Annotated in this window: 8 protein-coding genes; 4 read left to right on the top strand and 4 right to left on the bottom strand. The window is 69.7% G+C overall.

Annotated features, from left to right (window positions below):
• Positions 1 to 17: 17 nt before the first annotated feature.
• The gene (locus tag ACIHCQ_RS42960) at positions 18 to 830 is read left to right on the top strand and encodes an N-formylglutamate amidohydrolase (RefSeq protein ID WP_399674563.1); all 813 of its coding nucleotides are present in this window, start codon (positions 18 to 20) and stop codon (positions 828 to 830) included.
• Positions 831 to 843: 13 nt separating this feature from the next.
• Here ACIHCQ_RS42960 and ACIHCQ_RS42955 read toward each other — a convergent pair whose 3' ends face one another.
• The 4 genes from ACIHCQ_RS42955 to sucC all read right to left on the bottom strand — a co-directional run bounded on the left by ACIHCQ_RS42955 (position 844) and on the right by sucC (position 6,306).
• The gene (locus ACIHCQ_RS42955; protein WP_399674561.1) at positions 844 to 2,412 is read right to left on the bottom strand and encodes an alpha-1,2-mannosidase; all 1,569 of its coding nucleotides are present in this window, start codon (positions 2,410 to 2,412) and stop codon (positions 844 to 846) included.
• Between the two features lie 206 nt (positions 2,413 to 2,618).
• Positions 2,619 to 4,178 (bottom strand): aldehyde dehydrogenase family protein, encoded by a 1,560-nt coding sequence (locus ACIHCQ_RS42950; protein WP_399674559.1) that lies wholly within the window; start codon positions 4,176 to 4,178, stop codon positions 2,619 to 2,621.
• Between the two features lie 54 nt (positions 4,179 to 4,232).
• Positions 4,233 to 5,138, bottom strand: a complete 906-nt coding sequence (sucD, locus tag ACIHCQ_RS42945; RefSeq protein ID WP_399674558.1) for a succinate--CoA ligase subunit alpha — start codon at positions 5,136 to 5,138, stop codon at positions 4,233 to 4,235.
• Between the two features lie 10 nt (positions 5,139 to 5,148).
• Positions 5,149 to 6,306 carry an ADP-forming succinate--CoA ligase subunit beta gene (gene sucC / locus ACIHCQ_RS42940; RefSeq protein WP_399674556.1) on the bottom strand — a complete coding sequence of 386 codons (1,158 nt, stop codon included), beginning with the start codon at positions 6,304 to 6,306 and terminating at the stop codon, positions 5,149 to 5,151.
• Between the two features lie 157 nt (positions 6,307 to 6,463).
• On the opposite strand from sucC, the gene ACIHCQ_RS42935 reads away from it, so the two are divergent.
• Genes ACIHCQ_RS42935 through ACIHCQ_RS42925 form a run of 3 tightly spaced genes read left to right on the top strand, consistent with a single transcriptional unit; the run spans position 6,464 to position 11,586 of the window.
• Positions 6,464 to 8,158: a thiamine pyrophosphate-binding protein gene (locus ACIHCQ_RS42935; protein WP_399674554.1), complete on the top strand. Its 1,695-nt coding sequence runs from the start codon at positions 6,464 to 6,466 to the stop codon at positions 8,156 to 8,158.
• Between the two features lie 12 nt (positions 8,159 to 8,170).
• On the top strand, positions 8,171 to 9,418 hold the full coding sequence (gene frc / locus ACIHCQ_RS42930; RefSeq protein WP_399674552.1) for a formyl-CoA transferase: 1,248 nt from the start codon (positions 8,171 to 8,173) through the stop codon (positions 9,416 to 9,418).
• Complete coding sequence (locus tag ACIHCQ_RS42925) at positions 9,418 to 11,586, top strand: acetate--CoA ligase family protein (protein WP_399674551.1); 2,169 nt, start codon at positions 9,418 to 9,420, stop codon at positions 11,584 to 11,586. The genes frc and ACIHCQ_RS42925 overlap by 1 nt, the downstream gene beginning before the upstream one ends.
• Positions 11,587 to 11,693: the final 107 nt, after the last annotated feature.

Genomic DNA, 11,693 nt, shown 5'->3' with positions numbered 1-11,693 from the left:
TCAGCAAGGACCCACGCATGGACCGCACGCCCCAGCCCTTCCGGCTCCTTCCCGGCGCCGGCCGGTCTCCGGTGCTTCTGCACGTCCCCCACTCCTCGCGGGTGATACCCGAGGCGGTACGCGGCGGCATCGAGCTCGACGACCGTGCGCTGCGGATCGAACTCGACCACATCACCGACGCCCACACCGCCGAACTGGCCGCTGCCGCCGCCGATGGAGCGACGGTCACACCCTGGCGGTTCGTCAACGGGCTCTCCCGCCTGGTGATCGACCCCGAGCGGTTCCCCGACGAGCGTGAGGAGATGCTCGCGGTCGGCATGGGCGCGGTCTATACGCGGACCACCCACCGTGAGCGGCTCCGGCACCCGGACGTGGCCGCCCAGCCGTTGATCGACCGCTACTTCCACCCGTACGCGGCGGCGATGACGGCCGCGGTGGCCGACCGGCTGGCCGTCGTGGGGCGCGCGGTGATCATCGATGTGCACTCGTATCCGACCGAGCCCCTGCCGTACGAGTTGCACGGCGCGGGGCCACGGCCGCCGATCTGCCTGGGAACCGATGACTTCCACACACCCCCGGAACTGCTCGCGGTCGCGGAGAAGGCGTTCGCGGGCTTCGGCGGCACGGGGATCGACAGTCCCTTCGCCGGCACGTACGTGCCCCTGCGGTACTACGGCAAGGACCCGCGGGTCAGCGCGCTGATGATCGAGATCCGCCGGGACCTCTACATGTCCGAGCCGGGCGGCCCTTCGGGCGCCGGTCTCACCGCGCTCGCCATCGCGCTCGCGCGGCTGACCGACGCCCTTCCGCTGAGTGGTCTGCCCGGCTGAGCCCGGCCGCGGGTCAGGGGGTCCGGAGGTACTCCGCCAGCTTCCCGAGGAGGCGGGCGGCGCTGTCAAGGTCCTGGGCGGTATCCGTCAGATCCACGGCGAGCAGCTTCTCCCGCTGTCCTTCCTTCCACTCCCCCGCGGCGTCGGACTCCGCTCCGGGAACGGTCGTCCCCCGGTACCCGGTGGGGGCCTCTCCGACCGGCCCGTAGTAACCGATGAAGTCGGGCGCGGCGAGTGCGGGAGCCTTGTCGGCGCCGGCGAGGAGCTCGACCTGGCTGAGCTGGATCTCGTAGTCGCCCGCGTTGTCGGTGATGCGCAGCCGGTAGCGGCGGTAAGAGGTGGCGTTGGCGAAGGGGAAGTCCCTCGTCTCGAAGCGGCGTGTGAAGCGTTCGCCGGTACGGGTGTCGAGCGTCGTCCACGTGCTGCCGTCGTGCGAGCCCTGGAGGTGCCAGTCCTGCGGATCGCGGCCCGGGGCGTCGTTGGCGGAGGTCAGCCTGTACGACGCGACGGCGGCCGGGCGCTGGAGGGTGAAGTCCAGGTCGGCGGTGTTCTCGTGTATCAGCCACTTGCTCCGGGACTTGCGGAGTAGGTTGCGCGCGACCTCCCCCGCCGCCTCGAACTCGTCACTCGCCTCGACATCGCTGACCGTGTCGGTGATGTCTCGCAGTTCGCCGGTCGCGGCGTGACCGTCGGCCGTGGCGACGGCGGCGGACAGGGTGACCGAGGCCGCGTTCCCGCGCCGGTCGCTCCAGGACACCCGCTCCACGGGCGTCGCCCGGCCGTCATCGAGCAGGAGTCGCAGCTCACCGGAGGGACGCCAGTCGCCATCCTGTCCCTCCTCGGTGGAGAACCGGTGCAGCGGAACGTCCGTGGTGCCCTCGGGGTAGGCCCAGCGGTCCGTGAGCGTGCCGCGGAACTCGCCGAGCGCGCCGTCGGCGGCGCGGTAGTGACCGTGGAAGCCGGACATGTCCTCCGGGAAGGCTATCGCCGCTTCCGCGCCGTCCGTCCCGCGCCAGGAGAGCTGCGCGGGAACCGCCCGGTCGCCCCGGTCGATGTGGAAGAGCAGCCGCGAAGCGGGCTGCCACACGGCGGAGTTGACCAGGCGCTGCTCGGTACCGAACGCGAAGACCGACCTGGTGCTCGCCCTGGCCGCCATGGCGCGCAGGGCGCGGCCGCTGTCTCGGGCGGGGTCCAGGGTGATGGTGGTCAGCCGGAGCAGCCCCTCCTCACCGGCGGGGCTGCGTATCTCCAGGAGGTTGTCGCCCGGCGTCAGCAGTTCTCCCGGGAGGGACAGGACCCTGTCCTGGGGAACGTCGTGTCCGTCGGCCCCGGGGAACGTGAGCCCCTCCGCCACGGCCTTGCCATTGAGCAGGACGTCCATGGGAACGCTCGCGCCGAGGGTCGTCAAGGTGAGAACTGCCCCGGCGACTTCCTCCTGTCCGTCCATCGCGAAGTCGAGCTTGATGTATCCGTCGGAGCCCAGCGCGAGATGCGAGGGTGCCGCCCCGCACCGGTGGTACCCCACGACGGCGTTCGACAGGCGGGCCGGAGTGGTGGAGAAATCCGCGAAGACCGGTTCCATGAGCGTCCCTCAGTAGTCGTCCTGCGATGGTGATCCGCGGACAACTCGCGTCCACAGATGCCAAGAAGCTACCGGCACCCACTGACATCGCGAGGAACCACTGCCGATCCGGCCACCCGCCGGTAGCCGGCGGAGTGGCCGTCGCGGCCAATCCTCCGCCGGCCCGCCTACCTGATCAACCCTCGCAGGACTTCAGGAGCCGACCACTAAGCGTTGAGCTGGTAGTCGGGGAAATTGCCGGGGAGGCGCTCGCCCGCCGGGCCGTCCGTCACCGCGCGGATCAGCAGTTCGCCGCCGACGAAAGCGCCCCGCCACGACGCCCCGAAGCCGCCGAAGAGCTCGTCGCGGTCGCCTCGCGAGCGGGGTTTGCCGTGGCCCGTCTTGAAGGCGCGGATCTGGGGGGCCAGCCGCTCGTACGTCGCCGGGTCGTCCGTCGACAGGGTGGCGACCAGTGCGCCGTTGGAGGCGTTCATCGCGGCCAGCAGTTCCGCCTCCGTGTCGACCAGGACGATCGTGTCGACCGGGCCGAACGGTTCCGCGTGGTGCAGGGGTGAGGACGGCGGCGGGCCCAGCAGAGTGATCGGCGGGAGATACGCGGAGGTGTCCTGGCCCGGGAGGAAACGGCCGTCCGCCAGGGTGGCCCGGTGGAGGGGGACGGCCCCGCGTTCGATCGCCTCGGCCACCTGGTCCGCCAGTTCCTTCGCCTTCGCCGCGTTGATCAGCGGGCCGAAGTCCAGGGCGGGCGGCGGGTCGGCCGGGTTGTCGACCGCCAGGGGATGGCCCGTACGGATGGAGCGTACGGCGGGCAGATACGCCGCCAGGAAGGCGTCGAACGCGCTCCGCTGGACCACAAAGCGCGGGTACGCCGTACAGCGCTGCTTGCCGTAGTCGAAGAGTTTGGGGATGACGGCGGTGAGGGCAGGCCAGTCGGTGTAGTTCCAGATGCCCCAGGTGTTGAGGCCCTCCTGTTCAAGGATGTGGCGTTTGCCGAGGTCGGCGACGGCGGTGGCGATACGCGCCCCGGTGTCACGGCCGCCGACGAAGGAGACGCAGCCGATCTCCGGGGAGCGCACGAGAGCCTCGGAGAGTTCCCCGCCGCTGCCGCTGACCAGGGTGATCGGGATGCCCTCGCGCGCGGCCAGCGCGCAGGCCAGGGTGAGGCAGGCGACCCCGCCGTCGGTCGGGGTCTTGGCGATCACCGCGTTTCCGGCCAGTGCCTGCACGAGCATGGCGTGGACCAGCACGGACATCGGGTAGTTCCAGCTGGCGATGTTGGAGACCGGGCCGGGGAGAGGGGTGCGGCCTTCGAGCATGGGCGCGGCCCCGTCGACGTACCAGCGCACTCCGTCGATCGCGCGGTCGACATCGGCCTGGGCCAGCCGCCATGGTTTGCCGATCTCCCAGACGAGGAACAGGGCGAGCAGGTCGCGGTGTTCGGTGAGGGCGTCGAGGGCGGCGGCGACGCGGGAACGGCGCTCCTCCAGGCGTATGTGCCGCCAGGCGCGGTGCTGGTCGAGTGAGGCGCGTACGGCCTGCTGGGCGGTGACCGCGTCCAGGCGCGGCGGGCCCGCGATGGGGCTGCCGTCGACCGGGGTGGTGGCGGGCAGGGGCCGGCCGTCGGCCTGCCACTGGGCGGACCAGAGGTTCAGTACGCGGTCGTCGCGGAAGGACTCGGGGGCCGCGGCGAGACAGCGCTGCCAGGCGTCCGCCCAGGCCGTTCCGGGTTTCAGGGACAGGGGGAGAGTGTGGGCGAGGGTGGGTGGCATGAGGTTGGTCTCCGCTCGGGAGGGGGAGGGGGACGTGTCACCAGGCTCTCGGACTCAGTGGGCCGCGGCGACCGCAGCGAGGTGGGCGAGGTGGGCGAGCACCAGTCGCGACGTCTCGGTCGGGGTCCCCCCGACCCGTACTCCCGCCGCTTCGAGTGCCTCCTTCTTCGCCTGCGCGGTGCCGGACGAGCCCGACACGATCGCACCGGCATGGCCCATCGTCTTGCCCTCCGGCGCGGTGAAGCCCGCGATGTATCCGACGACGGGCTTGGTGATGTGGTCCGCGATGAACGCCGCCGCCCGCTCCTCCGCGTCGCCGCCGATCTCCCCGATGAGCACGATGAGCTCGGTGTCCGGGTCCTGCTCGAAGGCGGCGAGGCAGTCGATGTGGGTGGTGCCGATGACCGGGTCGCCGCCAATGCCGACGGCGGACGAGAAACCCGTCTCGCGCAGCTCGTACATCAGCTGGTAGGTGAGCGTGCCGGACTTGGAGACGAGTCCGATCCGGCCGGGCTTGGTGGCGATGTCGGCGGGGATGATGCCCGCGTTTGACTGGCCGGGGCTGATCAGGCCGGGGCAGTTGGGGCCGATGACGCGGGTGCCGCGCTCGGCGGCGTACGCCTGGAAGGCGACCGCGTCATGGACGGGGATGCCCTCGGTGATGACGACGGCGAGGCCGATACGGGCGTCCGCCGCCTCGATGACGGCGGCCTTGGCGAACGCCGGCGGGACGAAGACGACCGTGACGTCCGCGCCGGTCGCGTCCATCGCCTCGCGCACCGTGCCGAAGACGGGGACGGAGCGGTCGTAGAAGTCGACGACCTTGCCCGCCTTGCGCGGGTTGACGCCCGCGACGATGTCCGTGCCGGAGGCGAGCATCCGGTGGGTGTGCTTCATGCCCTCGGAGCCGGTCATGCCCTGAACGAGGATCTTGCTCTCCTTGGTGAGAAAGATGGACATGTCGACTCCTCTAGTTGGCGTAGCCGGCGCGGGCCAGGTCGGCGGCTTGGCGGGCGGCGTCGTCCATCGTCGTGGCCTGCTGGACGAGGGGGTGGGCCCGGCCGTCGAGGATGGCGCGACCGCGCGCGGCGCTGTTGCCGTCGAGCCGTACGACCAGGGGTTTGGTCAGCCGTACGGATTCCAGGGCCTGGACGATGCCGTCGGCGACGGCGTCGCAGGCGGTGATCCCGCCGAAGACATTGACGAGTACGGCGTTCACATCGGGGTCGGACAGGATGACAGACAGGCCGTCGGCCATCACCTGGGCGGAGGCCCCTCCCCCGATGTCGAGGAAGTTGGCGGGGCGGGCGCCGCAGCCGGCGACCACGTCGAGGGTGGACATGACCAGGCCCGCGCCGTTGCCGATGACGCCGACCTGGCCGTCGAGCTTGACGTAGTTGAGGCCCTTGGCCGCCGCCGCGGCTTCGAGCGGGTCGCCGTGCACGCCATCGCCCTGGTCCTGTGTGCCACCCGTGCCCCATCTGGCCTGCCGGAACAGCGCGTTGTCATCGAGCGTGATCTTGCCGTCGAGCGCCAGGATCGCGCCGTCCGCCGTCCGTACGAGCGGATTGACCTCGACCAGCAGCGCGTCCTCGCGGACGAGCACCTGCCACAGGGCCCGGAGCACCGGGACGGTCTCCGGCGGCAGCCCGGCGGCTCTCGCGATGTCGGCGGCCTTGGCCTCGGTGACCCCTTCCGCCGGGTGGACCGGGATCCGGGCCACCGCCTCCGGCCTGGCCGCGGCCACCTCCTCGATCTCCATGCCGCCCTCCGCCGAGGCGATGGCGAGGAAGCGTCCGGCCGCCCGGTCGAGGACGTAACTGACGTAGAACTCGCTCTCGATGGTGACGGGCTGGGCCAGCATGACCTTCCGCACGGTGTGGCCCTTGATGTCCATGCCGAGAATCTGGCGGGCGGTCAGTTCGGCCGCCGCCGGATCGGCCGCGAGCTTCACCCCTCCCGCCTTGCCGCGTCCGCCGGTTTTCACCTGCGCCTTGACGACGACGCTGCCGCCGAGCCGTTCGGCGGCGGCCCGTGCCGCCCTCGCCGAGTCTGTGACCTCGGCTTTCGGCACCGATATGCCGTAGTCCTCGAAGAGTTCCCTTGCCTGGTGCTCAAACAGATCCATTGCGAGCTCCTGACGTAAAAGTGCCGCACGCCCCCTGGACACCACCCATCGGATGCGGGATAACAAGCTTCATACAGTATTCGTCGACTGTATGCAATGTACCGGGACACGCACGCGGACGGACCTCAACTCCCCTACGAAGGGACAGGACTTCGCCATGCCCGACGACAGCAGCGACACCAACCCAGCGCTCATCTCAGGTGGTCATCTGGTCGCCAAAGCGCTCAAGGCAGAGGGTGTAGAGGTCATCTACACCCTCTGCGGCGGCCACATCATCGACATCTACGACGGCTGCGTGGACGAGGGCATCGAAGTCGTCGACGTACGACACGAGCAGGTCGCCGCCCACGCCGCCGACGGCTACGCCCGGATCACCGGCAAGCCGGGCTGCGCGGTGGTCACGGCCGGTCCTGGGACCACCGACGCCGTCACCGGTGTCGCCAACGCCTTCCGGGCCGAGTCCCCCATGCTGCTCATCGGCGGCCAGGGCGCGCACAGCCAGCACAAGATGGGCTCGCTACAGGACCTGCCGCATGTCGACATGATGACTCCCATCACCAAGTTCGCCGCCACCGTTCCGGACACGGCGCGCGCCGCCGACATGGTGTCGATGGCCTTTCGCGAGTGCTACAACGGCGCGCCGGGACCCTCCTTCCTGGAGATCCCGCGCGATGTGCTGGACGCCAAAGTGCCGGTGGAGAAGGCGCGGGTGCCGAAAGAGGGCCAGTACCGGGCCTCGACGCGGAGCGCCGGCGACCCGGAGGCCGTGGAGAAGCTGGCCGATCTGCTGGTGCACGCGGAGAAGCCCGCGATCCTGCTCGGCAGCCAGGTGTGGACGACCAGGGCCACCGATGCCGCGATCGAACTCGTACGGACGCTGAATGTCCCCGCGTATATGAACGGCGCCGGGCGCGGCACCCTGCCGCCCGGGGATCCGCACCACTTCCAGCTCTCCCGCCGCTATGCCTTCTCCAACGCCGATGTCATCGTCGTCGTCGGCACTCCCTTCGACTTCCGGATGGGATACGGCAAGCGGCTGTCGCCGGACGCGAAGGTCGTCCAGATCGACCTCGACTACCGGACGGTCGGCAAGAACAGGGACATCGACCTCGGGATCGTGGGTGACGCCGGACGGATCCTGGCATCGGTCACCCAAGCCGTCTCTGGCCGCCTCAACGGTGGTGCCGTCCAGCGCAAGGCGTGGCTCGAAGAGCTCCGCGCAGCCGAGCAGGCCGCCCTGGACAAGCGGCTGCCGCAGCTGCGCTCGGACGCCTCGCCCATCCATCCGTACCGCCTGGTCAGCGAGATCAACGACTTCCTGACCGAGGACTCCATCTACATCGGCGACGGCGGCGACATCGTCACCTTCTCCGGGCAGGTCGTCCAGCCCAAGTCCCCCGGCCACTGGATGGACCCGGGCCCGCTCGGCACGCTCGGCGTCGGCGTCCCCTTCGTCCTCGCCGCCAAGCAGGCGCGCCCGGACAAGGAGGTGGTGGCGCTCTTCGGCGACGGCGCGTTCTCGCTGACCGGCTGGGACTTCGAGACCCTCGTCCGCTACAACCTGCCCTTCGTCGGGATCGTCGGCAACAACTCCTCGATGAACCAGATCCGTTACGGCCAGGCGCAGAAGTACGGCGTGGAGCGCGCGCGGATCGGCAACACCCTCGGGGACGTTCACTACGACAAGTTCGCCCAGATGCTGGGCGGTTACGGCGAGGAGGTGCGCGACCCGGCCGATATCGCGCCCGCGTTGCGCCGCGCCCGGGAGTCCGGGCTGCCCTCGCTGATCAACGTCTGGGTCGACCCCGACGCGTACGCCCCCGGGACCATGAACCAGACCATGTACAAGTGAGGGAGCCCTTCCATGACCAAGGCGACCAAGGCGACCAAGGCGCTTGAGGGCATCCGTGTCCTCGACATGACACATGTCCAGTCCGGGCCCTCCGCCACTCAGCTGCTCGGCTGGCTCGGCGCGGACGTGGTGAAACTGGAGGCCCCGAGCGGCGACATCACGCGCAAGCAGCTGCGCGATCTCCCCGACGTCGACTCGCTCTACTTCACAATGCTCAACTGCAACAAACGGTCCATCACGCTCAACACCAAGACAGAGCGCGGCAAGGAGATCCTCACCGAGCTGATCCGGCGCAGCGATGTGATGGTGGAGAACTTCGGCCCGGGGGCCGTCGACCGGATGGGGTTCACCTGGGAGACGATCCAGGAGATCAACCCGCGGATCGTGTACGCCTCGATCAAGGGCTTCGGCGAGGGCCCGTACACCAACTTCAAGGCGTACGAGGTCGTGGCGCAGGCCATGGGCGGTTCGATGTCGACCACGGGTTTCGAGGACGGGCCGCCGCTCGCGACGGGCGCGCAGATCGGCGACTCGGGCACCGGCATCCACGCGGTCGCGGGCATTCTGGCCGCGCTGTTCCAGCGGGAGACCACCGGGCGCGGCCAGCGCGTCAATGTCGCCATGCAGCACGCCGTACTGAATCTGTGCCGGGTCAAGCTGCGCGATCAGCAGCGGCTCGTGCACGGTCCGCTCGCGGAGTATCCCAATGAGGACTTCGGTGACGAGGTGCCGCGCAGCGGCAACGCGTCCGGCGGTGGTCAGCCGGGCTGGGCGGTCAAGTGCGCGCCGGGCGGGCCGAACGACTATGTGTACGTCATCGTGCAGCCGGTCGGCTGGCGTCCGCTCTCCGATCTGATCGGGCGGCCGGAGCTGGCGGAGGATCCCGAGTGGGCGACGCCGGAGGCACGCCTGCCGAAGCTGCCGAAGATGTTCCAGCTGATCGAGGAGTGGTCCTCGACGCTGCCCAAGTGGCAGGTCCTGGAGCAGCTGAACGCGCACAACATCCCGTGCGGGCCGATTCTGTCCACCAAGGAGATCATCGAGGACGAGTCGCTGGTCGCGAACGAGATGGTTGTGCGGGTGGCGCATCCGCAGCGCGGCTCCTTCACCACGGTCGGCAGTCCCCTCAAGCTCTCGGACTCCCCGGTGGAGATGGTCACCTCGCCCCTGCTCGGCGAGCACAACGCAGAGATATACGTCGGTGAGCTGGGGCTCGGCGACGAGGAGCTCCGGCTGCTGAAGACGAGTGGGGTGATCTGATGCCACGTCATGACCTGGCTGCTGTACGAGGGGTGGTGGACGCGGCGCTCGCCGAGGGCCGCACCGCGCTCACCGCCCCCGAGGCCAAGGTGATAGCCGACGCCTATGGCATCCCGGTCCCGGCCGAGGCGCTGGCCGAGTGTGCCGACGACGCGGTGGCGTTCGCGGACCGGATGGGCTTCCCGGTCGTACTGAAGATCGTCTCGCCCGACATCGTGCACAAGACGGACGCGGGCGGGGTACGGGTGGGACTCGCCTCGGCGCCGGACGTACGGAGCGCGTTCACGTCGATCGTCGCCAACGCCCGTGCGTACGCACCCGATGCACGCATCCAGGGCGTACAGGTCCAGCAGATGGTGCCGGCCGGTACCGAGGTCATCGTCGGGTCCGTCACCGATCCCACCTTCGGGAAAGTGGTGGCGTTCGGGCTCGGCGGGGTGCTGGTGGAGGTGTTGAAGGACATCACCTTCCGGCTGGCTCCGGCGTCGCACACCGACGCGCTCGACATGCTCGAATCGATCCGAGCGGCGGAGATCCTGCGCGGGGTGCGCGGCGCCGCGGCCGTGGATCGGGACGCGCTCGCGGATGTGGTGGTGCGCGTGTCCCAACTGGCCGCCGACTTCCCGAACATCGCGGAGGTGGATCTCAATCCGGTGTTCGCGACGGCGGACGGGGTGATGGCGGCGGATGTACGGATCCTGCTCACCGACACCGTTCCGGTGGCGCGCCGCAGGTATGGCCGTGAGGAGATCCTCACCTCGATGCGCCGGCTGATGGAGCCGTCCGCGGTCGCCGTGATCGGCGCCTCCAACGAGCCCGGGAAGATCGGCAATTCGGTGATGCGCAATCTCATCGACGGTGGTTTTTCCGGTGAGATCCACCCGGTGAATCCCCGGGCCGATGACATCGTGGGCCGCAAGGCGTACAAGAGTGTCACGGACGTTCCCGGTGAGGTGGATGTGGCGGTCTTCGCGATCCCCGCCAAGTTTGTGGCCTCGGCGCTGGAGGAGGTGGGACGCAAGGGGATTCCCAACGCGGTCCTCATTCCGTCCGGCTTCGCGGAGACCGGGGAGCACGCGCTGCAGGCCGAGATCGTGGAGATCGCGGAGCGGTACGGCGTACGGCTGCTGGGACCCAATATCTACGGCTACTACTCGACGTGGCAGGACCTGTGTGCCACGTTCTGCACCCCGTACGACGTCAAGGGCGGGGTGGCGCTGACCTCGCAGTCGGGCGGCATCGGCATGGCGATTCTCGGCTTCGCCCGGACCACGCGTACGGGTGTGTCGGCGATCGTCGGCCTCGGCAACAAGTCGGACCTCGACGAGGACGATCTGCTGACCTGGTTCAGCGAGGACCCCAACACCACCTGTATCGCGATGCACTTGGAGGATCTGAAGGACGGCCGTGCGTTTGTCGAGGCGGCGCGCGCGACCGTACCGAAGAAGCCTGTCGTGGTGCTGAAGGCGGGCCGGACGAGCGCGGGCGCGAAGGCGGCGGGCTCGCACACGGGCGCGCTGGCGGGTGACGACGCGGTGTACGAGGACATCCTGCGGCAGTCCGGTGTGATCAGGGCGCCGGGGCTGAACGAGATGCTGGAGTACGCGCGGGCGCTGCCGGTGCTGCCCACGCCGAAGGGCGACAACATCGTCATCATCACGGGCGCGGGCGGCTCCGGGGTGCTGCTGTCGGACGCGATCGTGGACAACGGGCTGTCCCTGATGGAGATCCCGGACGATCTGGACGCGGCCTTCAAGGCGTTCATTCCGCCGTTCGGGGCGGCCGGGAACCCGATCGACATCACGGGCGGCGAGCCGCCGTCGACGTACGAGGCGACGATCCGGCTGGGTCTTGAGGATCCGCGGATCCACGCGCTGGTGCTGGGCTACTGGCACACGATCGTCACTCCCCCGATGGTTTTCGCGGAGCTGACGGCGCGGGTGGTCGAGGAGTTCCGGGCGCGCGGCATCGAGAAGCCGGTGGTGGCTTCGCTGGCGGGTGATGTCGAGGTCGAGGAGGCGTGCCAGTACCTCTACGAGCGGGGTGTCGTGGCGTATCCGTACACGACGGAGAAGCCGGTGGCGGCGCTCGGCGCGAAGTACCGCTGGGCACGGGCCGCGGGCCTGCTGGGGCCGGGCGGCGGCCTGCTGGGCGGCGGTGGTCGATGAGCTGACGGACGGCTAGGGCGTGTTTGAGAAGTAGCGCCGTCCGCCCGTAGGGCGGGCCCTGCGGTGTCTGGTGCGTGCAGTCGCAAGGCGGTGGGGGCACTCCCCCT

It is taken from the genome of Streptomyces sp. NPDC052236 (assembly GCF_044548015.1).
Classification (GTDB): Bacteria; Actinomycetota; Actinomycetes; order Streptomycetales; family Streptomycetaceae; genus Streptomyces.
The sequence above is the reverse complement of the archived record's forward strand: the minus strand, read 5'-3'. Positions and strand labels throughout refer to the sequence as shown.

Coding starts and splice junctions, on each gene's coding strand:
- ACIHCQ_RS42960 (WP_399674563.1), top strand. CDS start 18: ATGGACCGCACGCCCCAGCCCTTCCGGCTCCTTCCCGGCGCCGGCCGG.
- ACIHCQ_RS42955 (WP_399674561.1), bottom strand. CDS start 2,412: ATGGAACCGGTCTTCGCGGATTTCTCCACCACTCCGGCCCGCCTGTCG.
- ACIHCQ_RS42950 (WP_399674559.1), bottom strand. CDS start 4,178: ATGCCACCCACCCTCGCCCACACTCTCCCCCTGTCCCTGAAACCCGGA.
- sucD (WP_399674558.1), bottom strand. CDS start 5,138: ATGTCCATCTTTCTCACCAAGGAGAGCAAGATCCTCGTTCAGGGCATG.
- sucC (WP_399674556.1), bottom strand. CDS start 6,306: ATGGATCTGTTTGAGCACCAGGCAAGGGAACTCTTCGAGGACTACGGC.
- ACIHCQ_RS42935 (WP_399674554.1), top strand. CDS start 6,464: ATGCCCGACGACAGCAGCGACACCAACCCAGCGCTCATCTCAGGTGGT.
- frc (WP_399674552.1), top strand. CDS start 8,171: ATGACCAAGGCGACCAAGGCGACCAAGGCGCTTGAGGGCATCCGTGTC.
- ACIHCQ_RS42925 (WP_399674551.1), top strand. CDS start 9,418: ATGCCACGTCATGACCTGGCTGCTGTACGAGGGGTGGTGGACGCGGCG.